The sequence below is a fragment of the Streptomyces sp. NPDC022910 genome (assembly GCF_055561075.1).
Window position 1 is genome coordinate 16,362 of sequence record NZ_JBVHHL010000006.1, and the last position, 23,715, is coordinate 40,076.

Annotated in this window: 22 protein-coding genes and 2 pseudogenes; 14 read left to right on the forward strand and 10 right to left on the reverse strand. The window is 71.5% G+C overall.

The annotated features are described in order from the left end of the window. The first annotated feature begins 17 nt into the window (after positions 1-17). From ACZ3TS_RS07805 to ACZ3TS_RS07835, 7 genes are all read left to right on the forward strand, one after another. Positions 18-875 (forward strand): TrmH family RNA methyltransferase, encoded by an 858-nt coding sequence (locus ACZ3TS_RS07805; protein WP_467614612.1) that lies wholly within the window; start codon positions 18-20, stop codon positions 873-875. A gap of 50 nt (positions 876-925) precedes the next feature. Continuing rightward, complete coding sequence (locus ACZ3TS_RS07810) at positions 926-2,059, forward strand: sensor histidine kinase (protein ID WP_467614614.1); 1,134 nt, start codon at positions 926-928, stop codon at positions 2,057-2,059. 206 nt (positions 2,060-2,265) lie between these two features. After that, positions 2,266-3,390 (forward strand): phenylalanine--tRNA ligase subunit alpha, encoded by a 1,125-nt coding sequence (gene pheS / locus ACZ3TS_RS07815; RefSeq protein WP_467614617.1) that lies wholly within the window; start codon positions 2,266-2,268, stop codon positions 3,388-3,390. Continuing rightward, on the forward strand, positions 3,390-5,900 hold the full coding sequence (gene pheT / locus ACZ3TS_RS07820) for a phenylalanine--tRNA ligase subunit beta (RefSeq protein WP_467614620.1): 2,511 nt from the start codon (positions 3,390-3,392) through the stop codon (positions 5,898-5,900). Before pheS ends, pheT begins: the two co-directional genes overlap by 1 nt. Before the next feature lie 262 nt (positions 5,901-6,162). Further along, the gene (locus ACZ3TS_RS07825; protein ID WP_467614623.1) at positions 6,163-7,353 is read left to right on the forward strand and encodes a PP2C family protein-serine/threonine phosphatase; all 1,191 of its coding nucleotides are present in this window, start codon (positions 6,163-6,165) and stop codon (positions 7,351-7,353) included. A gap of 286 nt (positions 7,354-7,639) precedes the next feature. Beyond that, the gene (locus tag ACZ3TS_RS07830) at positions 7,640-8,980 is read left to right on the forward strand and encodes a transcriptional regulator (protein ID WP_467614626.1); all 1,341 of its coding nucleotides are present in this window, start codon (positions 7,640-7,642) and stop codon (positions 8,978-8,980) included. 149 nt (positions 8,981-9,129) lie between these two features. Next, positions 9,130-9,675, forward strand: a complete 546-nt coding sequence (locus ACZ3TS_RS07835; protein ID WP_467614629.1) for an NUDIX hydrolase — start codon at positions 9,130-9,132, stop codon at positions 9,673-9,675. Between the two features lie 21 nt (positions 9,676-9,696). Here ACZ3TS_RS07835 and ACZ3TS_RS07840 read toward each other — a convergent pair whose 3' ends face one another. Continuing rightward, positions 9,697-9,954: a hypothetical protein gene (locus ACZ3TS_RS07840; RefSeq protein WP_467614631.1), complete on the reverse strand. Its 258-nt coding sequence runs from the start codon at positions 9,952-9,954 to the stop codon at positions 9,697-9,699. A 189-nt stretch (positions 9,955-10,143) separates the two neighbouring features. Next, entirely contained in the window at positions 10,144-11,016 is an 873-nt protein-coding gene (locus ACZ3TS_RS07845) for a 3-hydroxybutyryl-CoA dehydrogenase (RefSeq protein ID WP_467614634.1), read from the reverse strand. Positions 11,017-11,187: 171 nt separating this feature from the next. Here ACZ3TS_RS07845 and ACZ3TS_RS07850 point away from each other — a divergent pair, with 171 nt between their 5' ends. Next, positions 11,188-12,405, forward strand: a complete 1,218-nt coding sequence (locus ACZ3TS_RS07850) for a glycoside hydrolase family 10-like protein (protein WP_467614637.1) — start codon at positions 11,188-11,190, stop codon at positions 12,403-12,405. 12 nt (positions 12,406-12,417) lie between these two features. Here ACZ3TS_RS07850 and ACZ3TS_RS07855 read toward each other — a convergent pair whose 3' ends face one another. Together ACZ3TS_RS07855 and ACZ3TS_RS07860 are read right to left on the reverse strand one after the other, a co-directional pair. Next, positions 12,418-12,624, reverse strand: a complete 207-nt coding sequence (locus ACZ3TS_RS07855) for a DUF1918 domain-containing protein (RefSeq protein ID WP_467614640.1) — start codon at positions 12,622-12,624, stop codon at positions 12,418-12,420. Positions 12,625-12,721: 97 nt separating this feature from the next. Beyond that, positions 12,722-13,702: a DMT family transporter gene (locus tag ACZ3TS_RS07860; RefSeq protein WP_467614643.1), complete on the reverse strand. Its 981-nt coding sequence runs from the start codon at positions 13,700-13,702 to the stop codon at positions 12,722-12,724. On the opposite strand from ACZ3TS_RS07860, the gene ACZ3TS_RS07865 reads away from it, so the two are divergent. Continuing rightward, the gene (locus tag ACZ3TS_RS07865) at positions 13,701-15,143 is read left to right on the forward strand and encodes an aminotransferase-like domain-containing protein (RefSeq protein WP_467614645.1); all 1,443 of its coding nucleotides are present in this window, start codon (positions 13,701-13,703) and stop codon (positions 15,141-15,143) included. The genes ACZ3TS_RS07860 and ACZ3TS_RS07865 overlap by 2 nt on opposite strands. On the opposite strand, the gene ACZ3TS_RS07870 is transcribed toward ACZ3TS_RS07865, so the two are convergent. Continuing rightward, complete coding sequence (locus ACZ3TS_RS07870; protein WP_467615134.1) at positions 15,085-15,378, reverse strand: DUF6461 domain-containing protein; 294 nt, start codon at positions 15,376-15,378, stop codon at positions 15,085-15,087. The two genes, ACZ3TS_RS07865 and ACZ3TS_RS07870, sit on opposite strands and share 59 nt — an antisense overlap. Positions 15,379-15,458: 80 nt before the next feature. On the opposite strand from ACZ3TS_RS07870, the gene ACZ3TS_RS07875 reads away from it, so the two are divergent. Both ACZ3TS_RS07875 and ACZ3TS_RS07880 read left to right on the forward strand, forming a co-directional pair. Next, positions 15,459-15,947 carry a GNAT family N-acetyltransferase gene (locus ACZ3TS_RS07875; protein WP_467614647.1) on the forward strand — a complete coding sequence of 163 codons (489 nt, stop codon included), beginning with the start codon at positions 15,459-15,461 and terminating at the stop codon, positions 15,945-15,947. Between the two features lie 47 nt (positions 15,948-15,994). Then, positions 15,995-16,582: a histidine phosphatase family protein gene (locus tag ACZ3TS_RS07880; RefSeq protein ID WP_467614650.1), complete on the forward strand. Its 588-nt coding sequence runs from the start codon at positions 15,995-15,997 to the stop codon at positions 16,580-16,582. Here the strand turns inward: ACZ3TS_RS07880 and ACZ3TS_RS07885 are convergent. Continuing rightward, positions 16,565-17,041: a DUF6314 family protein gene (locus tag ACZ3TS_RS07885; protein ID WP_467614652.1), complete on the reverse strand. Its 477-nt coding sequence runs from the start codon at positions 17,039-17,041 to the stop codon at positions 16,565-16,567. The genes ACZ3TS_RS07880 and ACZ3TS_RS07885 overlap by 18 nt on opposite strands. Before the next feature lie 126 nt (positions 17,042-17,167). On the opposite strand from ACZ3TS_RS07885, the gene ACZ3TS_RS07890 reads away from it, so the two are divergent. Continuing rightward, entirely contained in the window at positions 17,168-17,290 is a 123-nt protein-coding gene (locus ACZ3TS_RS07890; RefSeq protein ID WP_467614655.1) for a hypothetical protein, read from the forward strand. On the opposite strand, the gene ACZ3TS_RS07895 is transcribed toward ACZ3TS_RS07890, so the two are convergent. Together ACZ3TS_RS07895 and ACZ3TS_RS07900 are read right to left on the reverse strand one after the other, a co-directional pair. Next, positions 17,277-17,714 (reverse strand): carboxymuconolactone decarboxylase family protein, encoded by a 438-nt coding sequence (locus ACZ3TS_RS07895; protein WP_467614658.1) that lies wholly within the window; start codon positions 17,712-17,714, stop codon positions 17,277-17,279. The two genes, ACZ3TS_RS07890 and ACZ3TS_RS07895, sit on opposite strands and share 14 nt — an antisense overlap. After that, positions 17,711-18,136, reverse strand: coding sequence for a MerR family transcriptional regulator (locus ACZ3TS_RS07900; RefSeq protein WP_467614661.1), 426 nt, complete (start codon positions 18,134-18,136; stop codon positions 17,711-17,713). The genes ACZ3TS_RS07895 and ACZ3TS_RS07900 overlap by 4 nt, the downstream gene beginning before the upstream one ends. A 559-nt stretch (positions 18,137-18,695) precedes the next feature. Between ACZ3TS_RS07900 and ACZ3TS_RS07905 the strand changes: the two genes are divergently transcribed. Beyond that, a complete protein-coding gene (locus ACZ3TS_RS07905) occupies positions 18,696-21,299 on the forward strand; it encodes a YfhO family protein (protein ID WP_467615137.1) in 2,604 nt (867 codons plus the stop codon). Positions 21,300-21,444: 145 nt separating this feature from the next. Here the strand turns inward: ACZ3TS_RS07905 and ACZ3TS_RS07910 are convergent, their stop codons facing one another. Then, the gene (locus ACZ3TS_RS07910; protein ID WP_467614663.1) at positions 21,445-22,275 is read right to left on the reverse strand and encodes a tetratricopeptide repeat protein; all 831 of its coding nucleotides are present in this window, start codon (positions 22,273-22,275) and stop codon (positions 21,445-21,447) included. Positions 22,276-22,324: 49 nt separating this feature from the next. Between ACZ3TS_RS07910 and ACZ3TS_RS07915 the strand changes: the two are divergent. Then, positions 22,325-22,699: pseudogene (locus ACZ3TS_RS07915) on the forward strand (transposase); the annotation flags it as partial. Positions 22,700-22,880: 181 nt separating this feature from the next. On the opposite strand, the pseudogene ACZ3TS_RS07920 reads toward ACZ3TS_RS07915, so the two are convergent. Next, positions 22,881-23,624, reverse strand: a pseudogene (locus ACZ3TS_RS07920) (VOC family protein). Between the last annotated feature and the right edge of the window lie 91 nt (positions 23,625-23,715).

Below are 23,715 nucleotides of genomic sequence, written 5' to 3' on the forward strand. Positions count from 1 at the left end.
CTCCAGAAGGTGACTCCATGCCCCCGGCCCCCGAGCTGATCTCCCCCCGCTCGCCCCGAGTCAGCGCCGCGCGGCGGCTCGGAAAGCGCAACTTCCGGGGGAAGGAGCGGCTGTTCCTCGCGGAGGGGCCGCAGGCCGTGCGCGAGGCGGCGACGCATCGGGCCGACGGTGCCGCCACCCTCGTCGAACTGTTCGCCACCCCCGACGCCTCGGAGCGGTACGCCGACATCGTGGGCGAGGCACGGGCCGCCGGTGCGCGCGTCCACCTCGCGGCGGAGGAGGTGATCGCCGACATCTCCACCACCGTCACCCCGCAGGGCATCGTCGGCGTCTGCCGGTTCCTCGACACCCCCTTCGACGACATCCTGAGGAGCCGCCCCAGGCTCGTCGCCGTCCTCGCCCACGTCCGTGACCCCGGCAACGCCGGGACCGTTCTGCGCTGCGCCGATGCCGCCGGCGCCGATGCCGTCGTCCTCACCGACGCCTCCGTGGACCTCTACAACCCCAAGGCCGTCCGCGCCTCCGTCGGCTCGCTGTTCCACCTGCCGGTGGCCGTCGGCGTTCCCGTCGACCGCGCCGTCGCCGGGCTCAAGGACGCCGGTGTGCGGATCCTGGCAGCCGACGGCGCGGGGGAGCAGGACCTCGACGACGAGCTCGACAGGGGCACCATGCGCGGCCCCACCGCCTGGGTCTTCGGCAACGAGGCCTGGGGGCTGCCGGAGGAGACCCGCGCGCTGGCCGACGCCGTGGTGCGGGTGCCGATCCACGGAAAGGCCGAGAGTCTGAACCTCGCGACCGCCGCCGCCGTATGTCTCTATGCGTCCGCCCGTGCACAGCGCGCGGCCGGAGGGTGCCGTTCCGTCACCTCTGGCTAGTAGGGTGGCGGGCTCGGGGCCGCTCCCCCGATGAGAGGTGGGGTACGGGCATGATCGGCACGAGCAGGGCACCGGGAGCACGGGACGCGCACCCCGCGCCCGCGTCCCGGCGCGGTGATCTCGCCGAGCTCGGCATCGACCCGGACGAACTCCCCGACGGCCTCGTGATCGCCGACGAACACGGCAGGGTGATCTGCTTCAACGCCGCGGCCGCCCGCATCACCGCTCTCCCCGCCGCCGAGGCCCTCGGCCGGCGCCTCGAACAGGCGCTGCCGCTGGAGGACCTCGAGGGGCGGCGCTGGTGGCAGCTGACCGATCCGTACGGCGGGCTCGCGATCCGCGTACGGCAGCCGGAGCGCAACCTGCTGCTGCCCGGCGGACGGGAGGTACTCGTGTCCGCGCGGTATGTGCGGACCCGTCCCACCGGACCCATCCGCCGCCTCGTCGTCTCCCTCCGTGACACCGAGGCACGGCGCCGCACCGAGCGCAGCCACGCCGAGCTGATCGCGACCGTGGCCCATGAGCTGCGCTCGCCGCTCACCTCCGTCAAGGGCTTCACGGCCACTCTGCTCGCCAAGTGGGAACGCTTCACCGACGACCAGAAGCGGCTGATGCTGGAGACCGTCGACGCCGACGCGAACCGGGTCACGCGTCTGATCGCCGAGCTGCTGGACATCTCACGGATCGACTCGGGGCGGCTGGAGGTGCGGCGCCAGCTCGTCGACATAGGCGCGGCCGTCGGACGGCACATCCAGGCGTACGTCGCCGCGGGCCAGCCCGCCGACCGCTTCCTGCTGCGCATGGAGCAGCCGCTGCCCGCGCTCTGGGCCGACCCCGACAAGATCGACCAAGTGCTCAGCAACCTCCTCGAAAATGCGGTGCGCCACGGCGAGGGAACGGTCACCATCGACATCACGCCCTCGGTGTCCCCGCGCGAAGAGGAGGACGCCGGTACGTCGGTCACGGTGAGCGACGAGGGCCCCGGCATCCCGGAGGAATCCATGAACCGCGTCTTCACCCGCTTCTGGCGGGGCAGCAAGCGCGGCGGCACGGGACTCGGGCTCTACATCGTCAAGGGCATCGTCGAGGCCCACGGCGGCACCATCACGGTCGGCCGCGCCCGCGGCGGCGGGGCCGAGTTCCGATTTATGTTGCCCGTGGGCGCACCGGCGTATCTCCAGTAACGCCGCCGAGGCCCACGGGCTCCTCCGTATTCCCCGGGAGCCCCCGCCGGGCCGCTCGTGGACACCCGGTCCGGTAGCCGCTCCCACCCCGTTAGACTCGGCCTTTGGCACCTTTGCGTCCCGAAGTCGGCGACGATTTGTCATCGGACCAGTGTCAGGACCAGTGACGGGGACCTTCAGCCAGCCAATCGGAAGCACGGGAAGAGATGTCGGCACCCAATAAGTCGTACGACCCTGTCGAGGTCGAGGCCTTGAAACCGGAAGAGATCGAGCGCATGCGGGACGAGGCGCTCGGCGCCTTCGCCGCCGCGGACTCCCTCGACGCGCTCCACGAGGCCAAGGTCGCCCACACCGGCCCCTCCTCGCCGCTGTCCCTCGCCAACCGCGAGATCGGCGCCCTGCCCCCGCACGCCAAGGCCGAGGCCGGCAAGCGCGTCGGCATGGCCCGCGGCGCCGTGAACAAGGCCCTCGCCGCCCGCCAGACCGAGCTGGAGGCCGAGCGTGACGCCCGCGTGCTGGTCGAGGAGTCGGTGGACGTCACGCTGCCCTACGACCGGGTACCGGCCGGCGCCCGGCACCCGCTGACCACGTTCATGGAGCGGGTCGCGGACGTCTTCGTGTCCATGGGGTACGAGGTCGCCGAGGGCCCCGAGGTCGAGGCGGAGTGGTTCAACTTCGACGCCCTGAACTTCGGCCCCGACCACCCGGCCCGGCAGATGCAGGACACCTTCTTCGTCGAGGGCCCCAAGGGCGACCACGGCGAGTCCGGCGTCGTGCTGCGTACGCACACCTCGCCGGTGCAGGCCCGCTCCCTGCTCGACCGCGAGCCCCCCGTCTACGTCGTCTGCCCCGGCCGGGTGTACCGCACCGACGAGCTGGACGCCACGCACACCCCGGTCTTCCACCAGATCGAGCTGCTGGCCGTCGACGAGGGCCTGACCATGGCCGACCTCAAGGGCACCATGGATCACATGGTCCAGTCGCTCTTCGGACCGGAGATGAAGACCCGGCTGCGGCCGAACTACTTCCCCTTCACCGAGCCGTCCGCCGAGATGGACATGCTCTGCTACGTCTGCAAGGGCGAGTCCGTCGGCAACCCGGACCGGCCGTGCCGCACCTGCTCCAGCGAGGGCTGGATCGAGCTCGGCGGCTGCGGCATGGTCAACCCGCGGGTGCTGGTCGCCTGCGGGGTCGACCCGGAGAAGTACAGCGGATTCGCCTTCGGGTTCGGCATCGAGCGGATGCTGATGTTCCGCCACAACGTCGAAGACATGCGAGACATGGTCGAGGGTGACGTCCGGTTCACCCGGCCGTTCGGGATGGAGATCTGATGCGGGTCCCGCTTTCTTGGCTGCGGGAGTACGTCGACCTGCCGGCGACAGAGACCGGGCGCGACGTCCAGGCCAAGCTCATTTCGGTCGGTCTCGAGGTCGAGACCGTCGAACAGCTCGGCACCGACCTCAAGGGGCCGCTGGTGGTCGGCCAGGTGCTGTCCATCGAGGAGCTGGACGGCTTCAAGAAGCCGATCCGGTTCTGCACGGTCGACGTCGGCCAGGCCAATGACACGGGTGAGCCGCAGGAGATCGTCTGCGGCGCCCGCAACTTCTCCGTCGGCGACAAGGTCGTCGTGGTGCTGCCGGGGGCCGTGCTGCCCGGCGGCTTCGCGATCGCCGCCCGCAAGACCTACGGCAAGACCTCCCACGGCATGATCTGCTCCAGCGACGAGCTGGGCATGGGCGACGACGGCAGCAAGGGCATCATCGTCCTGCCGCCTCAGATCGAGGTCGGCACCGACGCGATCGAGCTGCTCGAGCTGGTCGACGAGGTCCTCGACATCGCGGTCACCCCCGACCGCGGCTACGCGCTCTCGCTGCGCGGCATCGCCCGCGAGACGGCCATCGCCTACGGTCTGCCGCTGCGCGACCCGGCGCTGATCGACGTCCCTGCGCCGAACGCGTTCGGCTACCCGGTGAAGATCTCCGAGCCGACGGGCTGCGACCGCTTCACCGCACGCACGGTCACCGGCATCGACCCGGAGGCGCGCTCCCCGATCTGGCTGCAGCGCCGGCTGCAGAAGGCAGGCATGCGCCCGGTCTCGCTGGCCGTCGACATCACCAACTACGTGATGCTGGAGCTCGGCCAGCCCCTGCACGCGTACGACCGCTCCCGCATCCTGGGTCCGATCGGTGTGCGCAGGGCCGAGCAGGGCGAGCAGATCGGGACCCTCGACGGCGTGACGCGCACGCTGGACGCCGAGGACCTGGTGATCACCGACGACCGTGGCCCCATCGGCCTGGCGGGCGTCATGGGCGGTGCCAACACCGAGATCGCCGACAACGACCACGAGGCCGGTCCCACGACCGACGTCGTGATCGAGGCCGCGCACTTCGACGCGATCTCCATCGCGCGCACGGCCCGCCGCCACAGGCTGGCCTCCGAGGCGTCCAAGCGCTTCGAGCGCGGTGTCGACCCGCTGGCCGCCTCCGCCGCCGCGCAGCGCACGGTCGACCTGCTGGTACTCCTCGCCGGCGGCACCGCCGAGCCGGGCGTCACCGAGGTCATCGCGCCGTCCGCGCCGCGCACCATCACCATTCCGGCGAACCACCCCGACAAGGTGGCGGGCGTCGACTACGGCCGCGAGATCGTCGTACGCCGGCTCCAGGAGGTGGGCTGTGACGTCTACGGGCAGGACGAGCTGATCGTCACCGTCCCGTCCTGGCGGCCCGACCTCACCGACCCGAACGACCTGGCCGAGGAGGTCATCCGGCTGGAGGGCTACGAGAACCTGCCCTCCACGCTGCCCAAGCCCCCGGCCGGTCGCGGCCTGACGGACCGGCAGCGGCTTCACCGCCGCGTCGGCCGCGCGCTGGCCGGCGCCGGCTATGTCGAGGCGCCGAGCTACCCGTTCATCGGCGAGCAGATCTTCGACCAGTTCGGCCTGGCCGCCGACGACCCGAACCGCAGGGTCGTCAAGCTGGTCAACCCGCTCTCCGACGAGGAGCCCGCGCTTCGTACGACGCTGCTGCCGGGCCTGCTCGGCGCGCTGCGCCGCAACGACGGCCGTGGTTCGCACGACCTGGCGCTGTTCGAGACCGGGCTGGTCTTCCACCCGCGCGAGGAGCAGCGCATCGCCCTGCGTCTGTCTGTCGACCGCCGCCCGACCGACGAGGAGATCGCGTCGCTCACGGCCGCGCTGCCCGAGCAGCCGCGGCACGCCGCCGTCGTCCTGGCGGGAGCCCGCGAGCAGGTCGGCTGGTGGGGCAAGGGCCGCCCGGCCGACTGGGCGGACGCGATCGAGGCCGCGCGCATCGTCGCCCGCGAGGCCGGCACCGACCTCATCGTCCGCACGGGCCAGTACGGCCCGTGGCACCCCGGCCGCTGCGCCGAGCTGGCCGTGGTGCTCGACGGGACCGAGGAGGTCGTCGGGTACGCCGGTGAGCTGCACCCCGGCGTCCTGAAGAGCCTGGGTCTGCCCGCCCGCAGCTGCGCGATGGAGCTGAACCTGGACCTGCTGGAGCAGGCGGGGAGCGGTCCCGTGAAGGGGCCGCGGATCTCCACCTTCCCGGTCGCCACCCAGGACGTCGCGCTGGTCGTCGACAGGGCCGTCCCGCACGCGGACGTCGAGACCGCGCTGCGTGAGGGCGCCGGCGAGCTGCTGGAGTCCATCCGGCTGTTCGACGTGTACGAGAGCGAGCAGCTCGGCGAGGGCAAGAAGTCGCTGGCGTACGCGCTGCGCTTCCGTGCCCCCGACCGCACCCTGACCGTCGACGAGGCATCCGCGGCCCGCGACGCGGCGGTCGCACTGGCCGCCGAGCGTACGGGGGCCACGCTGCGGAGTTAGTGGCCTACGTCGGGAGGCCGCGGGGAGCTGCGGGTTGTTCTCCGGCTGCGAGTGGTTCGCAGCCGGGCGCGCAGTTCCCCGCCCTCCTTGTGGGGGGCGAACCCCCACACCCCCGTCGATCACCTCACTCGTTCGGGTGGCTGGTCCGGGCGATCCGGACTGTCCGGGGCATGTGGCCGACAGAATCGGACCGGCTCAGGGGGTGCGAGGAGGGACCCTGCGGGCCGCTTCTGCGTACTCAGGGCTCTCATGGGGGGCCGGCATGTTCCGTCTCAAAGCTGGGCCTGTCCCCAGGCCACGCCCCCGGGCACAGCCCGGCGGCGGACTCACGACCGTTCTGGCCCGACGTGCCGCCCGCCGGTCCCGCAGGGACCCCCGGCTCCTCGGGCGTGCGCTCGCCATCGGTCCGCCCGTCTTCTGGGGCGCGACGGCGCTGACGTACAAACTGGCCTGTCCGCTCGCCCGGCAGAGTGGGCTCGGCGCGCGGATCGCCGGCAGCGCGGTGGTCTTCGCCGTGGGTACCGGGTTGCTCCTCCACGTCCGGCACGTCCTCCTGCGGGAGCTGCGACAGGCTCGCAAGGTCGCGGGGGTCGCCCAGAGCGTGGTGCTGCGCCCGCTGCCGCCGCGCGTCGACGGTCTGAGCGTCGCCGCGGCCCGGCTCTCCGCCGACCGCGGAGCCACCGTCGGCGGCGATCTGTACGAGGTGATCGCCACCGAGCACGGTGTCCGCATCGTGATGGGCGATGTACGCGGACACGGACTCGCCGCCCTCGCCACCGTGGCTGCCGTACTCGGCAGCTTCCGCGAGGCCGCCCACGACGAGCCCGAACTCGCCCGGGTGCTGCGCCGACTCGATCGGGCACTGGCGCGGCACCTGCGCGAGCGGGCCCGGGCCGAACACCCCTCGTCCGGCCGGGCGCCGGACAGCCCGGTCGCGGAGGAGTTCGTGACCCTCCTGTTCCTGGAGTTCGGCCGCGACGGGCGGCTGCGCGCCCTGAACTGCGGTCATCCATGGCCGTATCTGCTCGAGCCCGGCCGTCTCGAACCGCTGGCCCGCGCCGATCCGCTGCCTCCGCTCGGGCCCTTCCCGCTCCCCGACGACCTGCCCGCCACCGAATGCGGCCGGCTGCTGCCCGGACAGGCGCTGTTCCTGTACACCGATGGCGCGCAGGACGCTCGGGACGGCCGCGGCCGGTTCTTCCCGCTGTCCGCCGCACTCACCGAGGCCGTCCGTGCGGGGACCGTTGAACCACAGACGGTCCTGCGGAGCGTCTTCACCGGCCTTCTGCACCACACCGGCGGCCACTTCGCCGACGACGTGGCCCTTCTGGTCCTGCGCAACGACCGCAGGCACGGGTGCGCCCCGACAGGAGCGCGAGAGTGTGACACAAGTGGCTCCGCCGCGTGGACACGGGAGACCACGACGGACCCGCACCCCACCAACCACCTCTAGTCACCCGCCCGCCCTTCCCGGTGGAGTGCCGTCGTGTCCCCCCGGCCACGCCGTCCGCCCCGCCACGGAGTGTCGGGCAGGCAGCTGGACGGACGGCGCGAATCGAGCCGCCGCACTGTATGAGGGGGAGCCGGCGGCCCGGCCGGCCTCTTACGAGGGATTCAAGTCAAGCGGCCGGAAACTCTCCGCGACAGCGCGCGCACAGCCGGGATTCGCGCACTCGATTCACACCCCGTGTGAATCCGGACCCACTACCCTGTCGGCACCGAGCCACCGGAGGGCACCCATGCAGCCCAACACTCTGCTCGACGCGATCCTCGACGAGGCCGGGATCTCCCATGCGGGACTCGCCGCACACGTCAACCAGGCGGGGCGGGCGCGCGGACTCGCGCTCAGATACGAACACACCGCTGTGGCACGGTGGTTGAAGGGCCAGCGTCCGCGGGGTCAGGTGCCGGATCTGATCTGTGAGGTGCTCGCCGCCCGGCTGCACCGCCCGGTGACCCTCGACGACATCGGCCTCGGTGTGCCCGGCGAACCGGTCACCCCGCACGGCTCCGGCCTGTCCGGTTTCGTCGAACGGGCCACGGCCCTGTGGCGCTCCGACGAACAACAGCGCCCCCACATCCTGGGCGCGCCCGCCGTCACGGGTACGCCGGCCGTGATGCCCGTGTGGGAGTGGGAGAACCCTCCCGAGGACGTGGACGTCTCACGCGGCGGCAGACACCGGGTCACCCCGGCCGACGTGGAGATGCTGCGCGCCGCCCGCGCCCACTACGAGCAGATGTACCGCAAGGCGGGAGGCATCGCGACCCGCAGCCGTATCGTCGGCTTCCTCAACTCCGAGACGGCGCCCCTGCTGCGCGGCAGCTACACCGATGCCATGGGCCGCCAACTGCACCGTGCCACCGGCGGTCTGGTGGCGATCGCCGGTATCTGCGCGTACGACTCGGACGCCCACGGCCTGGCCCAGCGCTACTTCCACCAGGCCCTGCGCCTGGCGAAGGCGAGCGGTGACCGGGGGCTCGGCGCCTATGTGATAGCCCTGCTGGTGAACCAGTCGCTGTTCATGAAGGAGTACCGGCAGTCCGTCGCCTTCGCCGAGGCCGCGCTGCGCGCCGCGGGCAAGCAGATCACCCCGGCACTCGCCTCCGACCTGTACGCGATGCAGGCCAAGGCGTACGCGCACCTCGGCGACGCCTCGGGCGCGCTGTCCTGCATACGGCGGGCCGAGTCGGCCGCCGAACGCATCCGGCGCGGCTCCGAGCCTGACGAGACCGGATATGTCCAGCCCGGCCTCGTCAACGTCCAGGTCGCGGAGGCGCTGCTCAGCCTCGGCGACCTGGTGGCGGCGGGGGAGCACGCCGCGGCCGCCGTCGACACGCCCGCACACGACCGCGGCCGGGTGCACCGGCTCGCGATCCTCAGCCAGATCGAACTGCGCCAGGGCCATGCCGACAGGGCGGCCGCCACCGCCGTCGAGATGGCGGAGCGGGCACGGGGAATGGAGTCCATGCGCCTGCGAGACAGACTGAGGGCGGTACGCGAGCACCTCGTGCGCAACGGCTGCGCCGGAACGGCCGAGGCGGCCGAACTCATCGACGGGGCACTGCGCGTACCGCTGTAGACACGGTCCCACCACCCCGGACGTCCGCGCCGACCCGTCAGCGCGGACGACTGCGCCCGCCGCTGCGCCGGGGGTGCTCCGCTGTGAGCCTGCTGAGTGGACGCTCCTGCTGCGATATTGCCACTTACTCGGCGGAAGGTGGCAGAACCGTGCAGTGGACGAAACAGAACGAGCAAACTGTGTATGAGAACCGCTGGTTCAGCGTCAATCTGGCTGATGTCGAGCTGCCGGACGGCCGGCACCTCGATCACTTTCTGATACGGCTGCGGCCTGTCGCCGTGGCCACCGTCGTGAACGAGGCCAACGAAGTGCTGCTGCTGTGGCGGCATCGCTTCATCACCGACAGTTGGGGGTGGGAACTCGCAGCGGGTGTCGTCGAGGACGGTGAGGACATCGCAGCGGCGGCGGCCCGCGAGCTCAAGGAGGAGACCGGCTGGCGGCCGGGACCTCTGCGCCATCTCATGAGCGTCGAGCCCTCCAACGGGCTCACCGACGCCCGGCACCACATCTATTGGGCCGAAGAGGGCGAGTACATCGGACACCCCGTGGACGACTTCGAGTCGGACCGTCGGGAATGGGTTCCCCTCAAGCTCGTCCCGGACATGGTCGCCCGCGGAGAGGTCCCGGCCGCGAACATGGCAGCCGCGCTGCTCCTCCTGCACCACCTCAGGCTCGGGCAGGACGCAGTGCCCTGATTCCCACCGTGTCCCGACGGGCTAGTGCCCGAGAGCCTGCCAGATCGCCACGACGAGTGCGCCCACGGCCGTGAGGGCGGCGACCGCGGGCAGCGGCCAGCGCGTGTGTTCCAGCGCGACGATCCTCAGACTCAGGTCGTCGAGCTCCTTGGTGGTTTGCTCGGCGCGATGACTGAGCAGGGCCAGCCCTCCCTCGACCCTGGCGTGTGCCACATCGAGGCGACGGCGTAACTCTGCGACTTCTCCGTGGACCACGGGATGCTCGGGGTCGGCGGTCACGAGTCCGCTCCTTTCCGTAGTCGTCACATCCCTTGCATGCGCATGAGGAGTCAACTCGCCTGGTGGGCGCGTGGGGAGAGTGTGCGAGCGGCATATGCGGGTCCGGAGTGCACACGGTGTGTGAATGGCGCGGGCCCGGCACCGGAGACGGTGCCGGGCCCGCCCTGGCCCGAGACTGACGGTCCGTCATCAGGGGTAGGTGTAAAAGCCCGAGCCCGTCTTGCGGCCGAGTCGGCCCGCCTCCACCATGCGCTGGAGCAGCGGGGGAGCGGCGTACAGGGGCTCCTTGTACTCCTCGTACATGGAGTTGGCGATCGAGACGATCGTGTCCAGGCCGATCAGGTCGGAGAGCCTCAGCGGGCCCATCGGGTGGGCGCAGCCCAGCTCCATGCCGTTGTCGATGTCCTCGCGGCCGGCGATGCCCGACTCGAACATGCGGATGGCGGACAGCAGATAGGGCACGAGCAGCGCGTTGACCACGAAGCCGGAGCGGTCCTGGGCGCGGATCGCGTGCTTGCCGAGGACCTTCTCGGCGAACAGCTGGGCCCGGCCGAGGGTGCCCTCGGAGGTGGTCAGCGCCGGGATCAGCTCGACGAGCTTCTGCACCGGGGCCGGGTTGAAGAAGTGGATGCCGACCACTTGGTCCGGACGCGAAGTGGCGACCGCGAGCTTCACCAGTGGGATCGAGGACGTGTTGGAGGCGAGGATGGCGTCCGGACGGGTCACGACCTGGTCGAGCACCTGGAAGATCTCCGTCTTCACCTGCTCGTTCTCGACGACCGCCTCGATCACCAGGTCCCGGTCGGCGAACTCGCCGAGGTCGGTGGTGAAGGTGAGGCGTGCCTGCGTCGCCTCCCGCTCCTCCTCGGAGATCTTGCCGCGCTCGGCCGCCTTGGACAGGGAGTTGAACAGGCGGGTCCGCCCGATCTCCAGGGCCTCGCCGGTGGTCTCGGCGACCTTCACGTCCAGTCCGGAGCGGGCACACACCTCCGCGATGCCCGCTCCCATCTGGCCGCAGCCCACCACTCCGACGCGCGCGATGCCTCCCGGGTTGTCCGTCACATCGTCCCTTTCGCTGATCTACGGCTGTGGCAGGTCCATTCGGGTTCCGGTCGCCTGCTCCGTTCGTGCACGTTACTCCCAAGTATCGATGATCGATCGTGGGGGTGGGGGCATGCTGGGCGCGGAGACGATCCGTGACGGTGCGGATCCGAAGCGTACGAGGGTGGGCAGATGGGCCGGTTGTCACGGCGGGCGTTCGCGGTGGCCGCACTGTCGGCCCTCACCACGGGTGCGACGGCCGCCCCCCAGCACCGGCGTACCACCGCCGAGATGCGGGGGATGTGGCTGGCCACCGTCTTCAACCGGGACTGGCCCTCCCGAACCGGTCTGTCGCCCGCCGTCCAGCGCGCCCAGCTGTGCGACCGTCTCGACATGGCGGTACGGCGGGGGCTGAACACCGTCTTCTTCCAGGTACGCCCCTCGGCGGACGCGCTGTGGCCCTCGCCCTACGAGCCGTGGTCCCAGTACCTCACCGGCACCCAGGGCGAGGACCCCGGCTGGGACCCGCTCGGTACGGCCGTCGAGGAGGCGCACGCGCGGGGACTTCAGCTGCACGCCTGGTTCAATCCCTACCGGGTCGCCACCCACACCGACCTCTCGCGGCTCGTCGCCTCCCACCCCGCCCGCCGGCACCCCGACTGGGTCGTGGCCTACGGCGGGAAGCTCTTCTACAACCCCGGTCTGCCCGAGGTCCGCGCCTTCGTCGAGGAGGCGATTCTCGACGCCGTACTCCGCTACCCGCTCGACGGCGTCCACTTCGACGACTACTTCTATCCGTATCCCGTCGCCGACCAGATCTTCGACGACGACGCGGCGTACGCGGCCCACGGCGGCGGCTTCGCGAGCCGCGCAGCTTGGCGCCGCAGCAACATCGACCTCCTGGTGCAGGAGACCGCGGCCCGCGTCCGGCAGGTCCGTCCCGCCGCCCCCTTCGGGGTCAGCCCCTTCGGGGTGTGGCGCAACGCCGAGACCGACTCCCGCGGCTCGGCCACCCGGGCCGGGGTCCAGACGTTCGACGACCTGTACGCGGACACCAGGAAATGGGTGAGGTCCGGCTGGCTGGACTACATCTGCCCGCAGCTCTACTGGAACATCGGCTACGCCGCGGCCGACTACGCGGAGCTCGTGCGCTGGTGGGCGCAGGTCGCCCAGGGCTCGCCCGTGCGACTGTACGTGGGTGAGGCGCTGTACAAGGCCGGTGACCCGGCGCAGCCCGCCGCCTGGCAGGACCCGGCGGAACTCTCCCGGCACCTCACCCTGGCCACGCGCTACCCCCAGGTGGGCGGGCATGTCTTCTTCGCCGCCAAGGACGTGGCCGAGGACCCGATCGGCACGATGGCGCGGGTGGTCGCCGACCACTATGCGCAGCCGGCGAAGCCCCCGCGCTGAAGTCCGACCGGTCTACTGTCCGATCTGCTGGCTGATGTCCTTGTGGCGGATCTCGGTGTCCGGGCCCGGTGAGCACACGCCTTCGTGCCCGTCCTGGAAGCGGACGCGGTACGGCGGGTTCCCATCCGTGCCCATCACTTCGACGATCTCACCGACCTTGTCGTGCTGCCCGACGATCCTGCCGTGCTGCACCAACTTGTCGCCCACAGTTGCGTGCATCTGATGGACCTCCTCGTCGCTGCGGGAGTATCGGTCCGTGGCCGCAAGTCTACGGCCGGGTGGCGCCGGTCGGCCCGGTCCGTGCGCCTCGCCCCGGTCAGCCCCGCGCCCGCTGTGTGACCGCGATACAGACCAGTACCGCGGCGGCCGTGAGCGGTGCGGCCGGAGTGAGGTGCTCGCCGAGGAGCAGTACCGACCACACCAGTGTGAGCAGCGGCTGTGCCAGCTGCAACTGGCTGGCCTTCGGTATGCCGATGGCGGCCATGCCCCGGTACCAGACGACCAGCCCGAGGAACTGCGATCCGGCCGCCACCCACAGCAGTCCGGTCACGCTGTGCATCGTGAGACGGACCGGTTCGTACGTCAGGGCGATGAGTGCCCCGGGCACGGTGAGCGGCAGGCACAGGACCAGCGCCCAGCCGATGACCTGCCATCCGGGCATGACCCGGGCCAGCCTGCCGCCCTCCGTGTAGCCCGCGGCGCAGACCAGGAGCGCACCGAAGAGGTAGGCGTCCGCGCCGGTCAGCCGGCCGCCGCTCTGCCGCACGGTGAACGCGATCACGGCGGCTGCGCCGACGAGGGCGGCCAGCCAGAAGGTCCGGGAGGGCCGGGTGCCGACGCGCAGCGCCGAGAAGAGGGCGGTGGTCAGGGGGAGCAGCCCGACGACCACGGCGGCATGCGCGGTCGTCGAGGTCTGCAGGGCGAGGGTGGTCAGCAAGGGGAAGCCGAGCACGACCCCCGCCGCGACGACGGCGAGCCCCGCCCGGTGCGGCCGTGGGGGTGGGGGGACGCGCAGCGCGAGCAGACACGCGCCGGCGACGGCCGCGGCCAGCACACTGCGTATCCCTATGAGGGTCCAGGGACCGAAGCCTTCCAGCCCCCAGGCGGTGGCGGGGAACGTGAGCGAGAACGCGAGGACACCGAGGGCGGCCTGCAGCATGCCGGTCCGAGGGAGAAGGCCCTTGGTGTCCGTGCTTCGGGTTCGGCTGCCGGTGCCCGAGTCGCTCGCGGGTGTGGTCCCGGGGGTCGGGCCGACCGCTATCGACGTTTGTGTAGTAGCGCTATTCTCGACTCTCATGGAAGAGCGTAGCAGTGTGGGTGAGCTGGCCGCTCGGCTGCGGTCGGAGTTGAAGCGCTACTCTCCAGGTGAGAAGCTGCCGTCCAGTCGTACGCTCGTCGAGCGGTTTCGGGTGAGCCCGGTGACCGTGTCGCGGGCACTGGCGCAGTTGGCCGTGGAGGGGCTCGTGGTGACGCGGCCCGGAGCGGGGGCGTTCCGCGCCGAGCCGCGTGCCACGTCCCAGGCGTTGGGGGACACCGCCTGGCAGGAGGTGGCGCTGAGTGCGGACACGTCCGCCGAGCTCGTACCGCGCAGTGTCGACGCCTCCGGAGTGCTGGTCTCACTGGCCGCCCCGCCCGCCGGCGTCGTCGAGTTCAACGGCGGCTATCTGCACCCCTCCCTGCAGCCGGAGCGGGCGATGGGCGCGGCCCTGTCGCGTGCCGGGCGGCGGCCCGGCGCATGGGCGCGCCCGCCCGTCGAAGGGATCGCCGAGCTGCGCGAGTGGTTCGCGCGGGGCATCGGCGGCGCCATCGCCGCGGCCGATGTACTGGTCTCGGCGGGCGGCCAGTCCGCGCTCACCACCGCGCTGCGGGCACTGGCGCCACCGGGCGCCCCGGTCCTGGTCGAGTCGCCCACCTATCCGGGCATGCTGGCGATCGCCCGCGCGTCAGGCCTGAGACCGGTGCCCGTGCCGGTCGACCCGGACGGCGTCAAGCCCGCCCTGCTCGCCGACGCGTTCCGCGCGAGCGGCGCCCGCGTCTTCGTCTGCCAGCCGCTGTTCCAGAACCCGACCGGTGCCGTCCTGGCGCCCGAGCGCCGGCGCGAGGTGCTGCGCATCGCGCGCGACGCCGGGGCGTTCGTGATCGAGGACGACTTCGTGCGACGGCTGGTGCACGAGGACTCCGGTCCGCTGCTGCACCCGCTCGCAGCCGAGGATCCCGACGGCGTCGTCGTGCACGTCTGCTCCCTCACCAAGGCCACCTCGCCCAGCTTCCGGGTTGCCGCGCTGGCCGCCCGCGGTCCGGTCCTGGAGCGGCTGCGGGCCATCCAGATCGTCGACACCTTCTTCGTGCCGCGCCCTCTGCAGGAGGCCGCGCTCGAACTCGTCGGCTCCCCTGCCTGGCCGCGCCATCTGCGTGCCGTCTCCGCCGAGTTGAGGCGCCGCCGCGACACGATGACCGCCGCCCTGCGCCTGAGCCTGCCCGAACTCGCCCTGCCGCACGTCCCCACCGGGGGCTACCACCTCTGGGTGCGCCTGCCCGACGGCACCGACGAGTCCGCCCTCGTCACGGGCGCCCTGCGCGCGGGTGTGGCGGTCACCCCGGGGCGCCCGTACTTCAGTGCCGAACCTCCCGCCGCCCACCTGCGGCTGAGTTTCGCGGCGGTCGCGGGGACGGGAGAGATCACGGAGGGCGTACACCGCCTGCACACGGCCTGCACGGAGGTGTTCTCGCCCCGCTAGGCCATCGGCACCGGTCCGCCGACGAACTCCAGGGACAGAAGGGCGGCATGACCTCGAGTGTGATGCCCACAAGGCCGATGACCTCGACCATGAGCGCCCATTCGCCGACCGCCGCCAACGCCACGAACCGCTGGTCGCCGTCGTACGCGTCCCAGGCGTCGTACGCCCGCCCGGTCGGGTCCGCGGTCCCGCGCACCCGACGCGGCCGTCGTGGTTCCCGTCGTTCCCGCGGCATCGCACTTGCCACTGACAACGCCCTTGCCGGGCGGACGAAAACGGCTCGACAGCGGTGTGCGGGCCTGGGAGGCTCCCGCCATGACCGACGCGCCCGGCCTTCCCGACGGCTACGAGTTCTCCGCCGACCCCGCCCGTATCGACATCGACCGTACCCACCACTGGCTGTCGACCGACGCGTACTGGGCGATCGACCGGCCCCGTGAGAAGCACGAGCGGGCAGTCGCCAAGTCCCTCAACTTCGCTGTGTACGAGACGGCCTCGGGCGAGCAGGTGGCATATGCCCGAGTGGTGACCGACGAGGCGCTCTTCGCGTGGCTGTGTGACGTCTACGTCGACCGGTCGGCGCGCGGCAAGGGCGTCGGAACCGCGCTGGTCGGCGCGGTCCGCGACCACCTCGCCCCGCTGGGGCTGCGCCGCGTCCTGCTGGCCACGAGCGACGCGCACGGTGTCTACGCGCAGCACGGCTTCGAGCCGCTCGACAAGCCGGACGAGTGGATGGTGCTCTGGCTCGACCGGCCGGGTCGGAGCACCGTGCGTCAAGACGCCGATACCCTTGGTAACTCCTGAGAAACGCCCTCTTGACCTGCGCACTTTGGGCGGCTCACGATCGCCGCATGCATCTTCGGGTCACATTCGTCGCTGCCGCGCGCAGCTCCTCGGTGCTCGCGGAGCGCTTCGAGGACGACCGGCCGCTGGACCAGGCCGACTGGGACGAGGTGCAGCGTGTCGCCCCGGACCTGGTGTCGCTGGCCGCCGCGGAGCTGCGCTACTGCTCGCCGACTCCCCGCAGCCGGGCGACCGGGGACGCGCTCGGGTACGCCCCACTGGTGCAGCCCGCACTGCGGGACTGCGACATGGGCCGCTGGCGCGGGTTCACGCTGGGCGAGGCGATGGCCCGGGAGCCCTCGGCGGTGGACGCCTGGCTCGCCGACCCCCGCTCCGCGCCGCACGGCGGAGAGTCGCTGATGTCGTTCATCTCCCGTGTGGGCGGCTGGCTGGACACGCGTCCCGTGGACGACGGCAGTCGCATCGTCGCCGTGGCGGAACCGTCGGTGGTGCGGGCCGCGTTGGTGTACGCGCTGAAGGCGCAGCCGGCGTCGTACTGGAACATCGACGTCCGCCCCCTGTCGACGGTCACACTCGCCGGCCACAACGGGCGCTGGAACCTGCGTCTGGAGGCCGCGTCACGGGAGCGTGTCTGACGGTAGGCGCTCGCGCGTGTAGTCGGTGGTCAGGACGAGGTCCTTCGCGGGCCCGCCCACCCGCCAGACCGTGCGCCAGTGGTCTTCGTCGGGCACCGTGAACTCGCCCCGGTAGAGGTCCGCGGCGCACGGATGCTCGGCGACGTGGTGGCCGCTCGTGAGATCCAGGTCGTGGAACGGGCGGCCGTCGCCGAACCGGACGTCCGAGGTGCCGGCGGACGCCCCGGGCAGGAACCAGAGCGTCCGCTGTGCGGGACGGGGCGTGCCCCGCCAGACGAAGGTGCCCGATTCATGGTGCAGCAGCCCGTCGCCGCCGTCCTCGAGGGGCGAGAACACGGTGGTCCCGCGGAAGTGCCCTTCCTCACCGCTCGCGAGGTCTCGCACGGTGCGCTCCACCCGCCAGCGCCCGGCGAGATGGGCCAGCACGTCCTTCACGGGCCAGAGCCCACGATCCACCATGCGGTCGACCCTACGTCCGAAACCGTCGTGCCCGGCACGGCACCCCCGCGCACGCACCATTGACGCGCTCATGCCCTCTCTCGTGTCGCCGTTCGGAATCCTGATCGCTGGCCGATATTTCGAACAATGAAGCCGTCACCAAAGGCCGCGTCCGAGGCCCGGGTGACCGCGCTGGCCACGCCGGACGTGGTGAACACCGAGACGTCCACGGCCGTCGCGCCGTTCACGTCCACGATCAAGCAGAGGTAGCCGGGGCCTTCGCGGGCTGCTTACCGAGCGGGAGCAGCCCCCGCTCGGCGAAGACTTTCTTCGCGGCGAGGGTCGCGTTCAGCGCCCGCGGTATGCCGCAGTACACCGCCGAGTGCAGCAGGGCCTCGACGATCTGCTCCGGGGTGAGACCCGCGTTGAGGGCCGCGTTGACGTGCACGTCGAGTTCGAGCTCGCAGCCGCCCAGCGCGGTGAGTACCCCCAGCGTCACCAACTGGCGGTCGCGCGCGGCAAGTCCGGGACGGTCGTACATCTCACCGAAGGCCCAGGCGACGATCTGGTGGCCGAGCTCGGGGCTGATGTCGGCGAGCGAGTCGACGACCCGCTGCCCGGCCTCGCCGTCGACGCGCTTCAGGACGTCCAGGCCGTGGGCGAAACGGTCTTCACGGGTGGTGCTCTCGCTCATGTCGGGTCTTCCGATCCCGGCTGCTGCTCGTGCAGCAGCCGTTCGTAGTGGTCGGTCTTGTCGTCCAGTGCGATCGCGTTGCGGCGCAACGCCCGGATCCGGTCGTCCAGTTCGGCGCGGTGCTGCCGGAGCATCGCCAGCCGGTCGGCGACCGTCACGTCTCCTCTCGCCCGCAGCTGCGCGAACCGCTGCATGTCGGCGATCGACATGCCGGTCTCGCGCAGCCGCAGCAGGAACTCCAGCCAGGCCAGGTCCGCCGCCTCGTAGCGCCGCTGGTTGCCGCTGGTCCGGCCGACCCGCTCGATCAGGCCGGCCTTCTCGTAGTAGCGCAGCGTGTCGTGCGAGAGTCCGGTGCGCTCGGCGATCTGGGCGATGGTCAGGGAGGGGTCCCGTTCCTGCGGAAGGGGGTGTCCGCTGGTCATGACTCGACCGTAGAACCTGGAGCGTGCTCCAGGTCAAGCGCGTGGAGGCTCGTGGAGGGTGTCCATGCAGCCACAGGATCGGGCGGGCTGCCGCCGCAGCGCGCTTACCCGGAATTCATGTGTGAGACAACTCCGATTTCCTTCGCGGTAAAGGAAGTCATCCGTAAAGCCGAGTGCATTCGGAATTCAATGCACCACTTTCCGGTGCGGCACAACCATCCCGAAACACCGCCCGTCTCATCTCACGAATCGAAGACGCGCGGGGAGTCACGCCCCCGGACCGAGACGCCATGCGTCGCACCTTTTCAGGGGGCTCGCCAAGAATGGACCGCTCGACCCTGCCCATGGCCGTTTCAGGGGACGGGCCCTTGGCGCCGAGTGGCACGGCTCAAGGGAACGCACGGCGACGTCCGGACAGGAACAGGGTGTGAAACCGACAACGCGTCCCGAGCCGAGGACCGGAACCACTCACGGCGGCAATCCGCCCCCCATAGCCGCGCCGCGCCGGCCTGCCGATCCTCCGTCCGGCCGGACGCACGACCGCCGTACGTGGCTCCGGCTGCCGACCGGGCCCAGGCAGGCCGCCGCCCTCCTCGCGGCGGTCATCACGGTCGCGGCGTTCTGCGCCGCCAGTGCCGTCGCCCGCAGCTACCCCTTCGGGCCCCGCCCCCGGAGCATCAACGACCTGGGCAACCAGTACGTGCCCTACCACGCGCACCTGTGGGACCTGCTGCACGGAAGGGCCGACGGCGGTCTTCTCGTCAACTGGCAGTCCGGGTTCGGCGCCAGCTTCCTGCCCGACCTCGGTACGTACCTCACCAGCCCGTTCGCCCTGCTGGTCGTGGTGTTCCCGCGGGACGAGATCGACCTCGCGGTGTACGTGATCACCGTGCTGAAGGCCGCGTCGGCGGGCGCCGCCATGGCCTGGCTGCTGATCGTGCTGCGCCCCGGTCGCTGGTGGGCGGCGGGACTGCTGGGCGCCTCCTACGCCCTGTGCGGCTGGAGCGTGGCGGACGCCGCGTACAACCCGATGTGGCTCGACGGCCTCATCGCCCTGCCGCTGCTGTGCCTGGTCGGCGAGTGGACGCTGAACGGACGACGCCGGTTCCTCGGTGTGCTGGTGGTGGCCCTCGCCTGGATCGCCAACTTCTACACCGCGTACATGGCCACCATCGGTGCTGGCCTGGTGCTGCTGCTCCGACTGCTGCTCGCCGACCTTCCGCGCCGACAGGCGCTCGCGGCGGCGGGCCGCGCCGCCGTCACCGTCGCACTCGGCGTGGGCCTGGCCGCACCGCTGGTGACGGTGGTGTACTTCGGCACCACGCACGCCTCCCCCGGCAGATTCACGGGATTCGCCCCGGTCACGGGGGACGACCTGCTGGCCCGTCTGCTACCGACGACGTACAGCTTCGGTACGCCGGCCGTGTACGTGGGCATCACGGCGCTGCTGCTCGCCCTTGCCCTGCCGTTCCACCGCGCGGTACCCCGGCGAGTGCGCACGGGATGGACGCTGCTGGTGGTCGGGGTGACGCTGTCGATGCAGTGGACGCCGGCCCACCTGTTCTGGCATGCCTTCACCACACCGCAGGGCAGTCCTTACCGCCAGGCCTTCGTCCTGTGCGCGCTGCTGGTGATCGCCGCCTGGCACGCGCTCTCGTACGGCCCGCCCGACCGGCGCGCACTGCTCGCGGCCTGCGCGCTGCTCGCCCTGATCACAGCCCTGGCGAGCCGCAGCGATCTGGTACGGCCGTTCGCATGGCCGGTGCTGCTGCTCGCCGCTGTGGGCGCAGTGGGTGGGCTGACCCTGTTCGCCAGTACGGACGGCGGGCGTCTCGCCGGCAGCGGGCACCGCGCCGCGCTGGCAGGGTTCGCCGTCGCGCTGCTCGTCGGCGCGCAGCTCGGGGAGGCCACCGCCACCTCCGCCGTGGCCACCCGGCTGCGGATCGCGCGCATGGACGACTACGCCCCCTGGGGGGCACGGCAGCAGCTGCAGTCGGAGGCGATCGCGAAGGCCGACGGCTGGCCCCGGTACCGCACCGATCCGGGACGGGAGCAGACGGTCGGCAACGACCCGCTGCTCGTGGGCGGCCAGGGCGCCCAGTACTACAGCAGCCACACCTCAGACGTCCTCAGCCGCATGGTCATGGCCCTGGGGGGCGGCTGGACCTCGCGGGGCCGGAACCTGCAGAGCCTCGACAACGCCGTCACGGACGTGATCTTCTCCGTCGGGGCACGCGTGCACTCCCCGCCCGACCCGCATCAGAACTGGTTCCCGCAGGACGGAAGCCAGGTGACCGTGACCAGTCAGGACGTACCGCCCCTGGTCACAGTGCGGTCGTCCGGCCCCGCTCGCACGAGCATGTCCGTGTGGGGGCCCTCGCCGTACCGCAATCAGGAGTTGCTGCTGGGCAGCCGGGTGTACACCGTGCCCCGCCTCACGGTGCGCAACCGTGCCGGGAAGCCGCTGGACCGTAGTGACGCCGAGCGACGGGGCCTGCGCCTCGGCGCCCTTCCCGCCGGGAACGCCGTGCCGAGGCCGACGATCGCGGCCGATTGCCCGGTCGGCAGCGAGGTGTACCTGTGGGCGCCGAACTTCTCGGGCACCGCGCGACTCACCGGCGCCGCGGCCCGAGGCCTGACCGGGCGGTTCAGGTCCGACCACGGCTTCACCAAGATCGCCGCCATGCAGCGCCTCGGACGGGTTCCGGCTTCCGGCCGCCTCCTGATCGAACTGTCTCCGGACCGGACGAGCCTCATCCCGGACGGCGCGGTCGGCTGTCTTGACACCACCGGGCTGAGCGCGGTCGTCCAACGGCTCAAATCCACCGGCGCCAAGGAGTTGACCGTCTCCGACGGCACCATCCGGGCCGAACTCCCGGCGGGCAGCACCGGAACCGCAGTCGTCGCTGCCCCCCGGATCGCCGGCTGGCGCTGCGCTACGGGCGACGCTCCCGCCGTGCCCGCGGGGGAGTACCACGGGCTGATCGCCGTCCCCCTCGACGGCTCCTCGACCAGCCTCACGTGTTCGTTCCACCCGCCTGGTCTGCGGCTGGGCGCGGCTGTCGGCGGCGCCTCGCTCCAGGCCCTGATCCTGCTCGCCGCTCTCACCGCCGTCCGCCGACGGCGTGCCTCGGGTGCGCGAACCCACGCCGGCATTCCCTGATGCGCGCACGAATGCGTGCCCGATGTCGGGAGGGGGTTCTCAAGGGCACCGTGGTGGGCGTCGTTGACGTCGTCATCCAGCAACTCGGATTCACCCTGGTGAAGCAGCCGGCGGTGGGTTCGGCGGTGGGCGGGTGGGGAGCGGGTCAAGCGCCGTCGATGCGGTCGAGCAGAGCCCGGGCCTCGGCAGTGCGGCGGTGGTCCGGGCCGAGGGCGGCCAGGCAGGCGTCGTGGGCGGCCGAGGCCCGGGTGCGGGCCTCAGCACTGCGGCCCAGCCCCAGCAGGGCGCCGGCCAGGGCCAGCCCGACGGCGCCGGTCTCCGGGCGGCGCTGCTCCTCGGGAAGGCTGCGGCGCAGCTCGTCGGCGCGCTCCGCCTCGGCGAGAGCCTCCTCGTGGCGGGCCTGGCCGCCCAGGCTGCGGGCCAGGCCGAGCCGCAGGACCAGGGTGAGCCGATCCGGTACGCGATGGGCGGCGAGGGCCTCGCAGGCGAGTGCCTCGGCCTCCGGGTGGCGGCCCTGCGCGTTGAGGGCGTAGATGAGTCCGTTGCGGGCGGCCGCCAATATGAGCGGCATCTCCGGCCCGGTGCCGCGGGTCGCGGCCCGGGCGACGGCCGCGCACTCCGCCTCGCATTCGGCGTGCCGGGCGAGCGCGCTCAGCGTCTGGGCGCGGTCCGAGCGCAGTTTCAGGGTCTGCGGGTGTTCGGCGCCGAAGATCCTGCCGAAGACGGGCAGCAGTGCGTCGTATCCGGCGAGCGCCTCGGCGTGGCGGCCCTGGGCGCCCGTCGCGAGCGCGGCGATGCTCAGCGCCAGCGGTGCGTACAAGTCGTCGCGCAGCCGGGGCCGGGCGGCGGCCACGGCGCGGGCCTCGGCCTCCGCCTCGGCATAGCGCCCGGCCTGGTACAGGGCCGTGGCCTGGGCCAAGGGGGATCTCGCCATCTGCCCGGCGTCGTCTCGGCCGCGCGGCCGGAAGAGTCTCATGCCGGGAGCATACGGATGCTCCGCACGTCGCGGCTCGGACGGTCCGGCGGGCGTCTGGTCCTGCCTGGGCGTAGAGTCCCTGGCCGCAACCAGTGGCGACATGGCTGCCTTCAGTACCGCTGGCCGTCTTGCCGGCTTCGGTGGCGTTGCGCCGGTGCCTCGCGATTCCGGCGAGATCAGCGGCAACCTCCGCCGCCCCGAGCGCTACAGTCGGCCACTCCAACGGGTCTTCTCTACCTCGATGATGTTCAGCATCCCGCACTGCACAGAATCCCGTCGGTTTTACGACCTCAAGCGCGCCGAGGGAAAGAGCCGCACCCAGGCCGTGCTCGCTCTCGCTCGTCGCCGCGTCGATGTCCTGGGGGGCCTCCTACGTGACGGCCGATGCAACAAGCCCACACCGCTCGTCGCCCTCGCGGCTTGACAGACGACATCAGGAATCAGTTGGCGAGTTGAGTGTTGTGGTTGGCGGGCGAGCTGATCTCGCCCCCGACACGCAAGCTCTCGCCGCCCGAATCGACCGAGACGCCGCATCCCAACCCACCCGGAGTCATGGCGCATGAGCACACAAGGCACACGTGTCGGGGTGTGGCCAAGGCTCCGCGTCAGGACGGGCCGAGGACGCAGAACTCGTGGCCCTCCGGGTCGGCCAGGCACGTCCACGGGACGTCGCCCTGGCCGAGGTCGAGGTCGGTGGCGCCGAGGGCCCGCAGCCGGCTCACCTCCGCTGCTTTGTCGTCACCGGGGTACGGCAGCAGGTCAAGATGGACGCGGTCCGGCACGGTCTTCACGCCGGGCATGCGGAGGAACTCGAGATACGGGCCGACACCCTTGGCGGAGCGCAACACCGCATGATCGTCAGTCACCTCATGCAGGGTCCAGTCCATTCGCCTCACCCCAGAACCGGGCCATGGCCCGCGGATCCACGCAGTCGACCACCACCCGGGCGATCGGCCCGGTGTCCCGGTAGATCTCCCGAGGCTGCAGCACGCAGAACTCGTTGCCCTCCGGGTCGGCAAGGACCGTCCACGGCACGTCGCCCTGGCCCACGTGGGCGGGCGTCGCACCGAGAGCCCCGAGGCGCGCGACCAACTCCGCCTGATGGGCCGCAGAGGTGGTGGCGAGATCGAGGTGCACACGGTTCTTCGTTGTGGTCTTGGGTTCCGGGACGGCAACGACGTCGATGCAGACGGCGACCGGGTCCGGCCAGACGAAGCCGCCGCCGGGTTCAACGTTGGTCACGCCGGGGCCCTCGCTGGAAACACTCCAGCGAGCGCCTCCGCCCAGAACCGGCCGACCTCCGAGTCATCAAGAGCCTTTATGTTCACCTGAACAGGTCGCAGTGCCATGCCGGCGATCCTATGCACCCGCTCCGCAACGACATCCACACCGTCGCCCAACAGAGATCAACTCGCCCACCAGCCGCAATGCTCAGCTCGC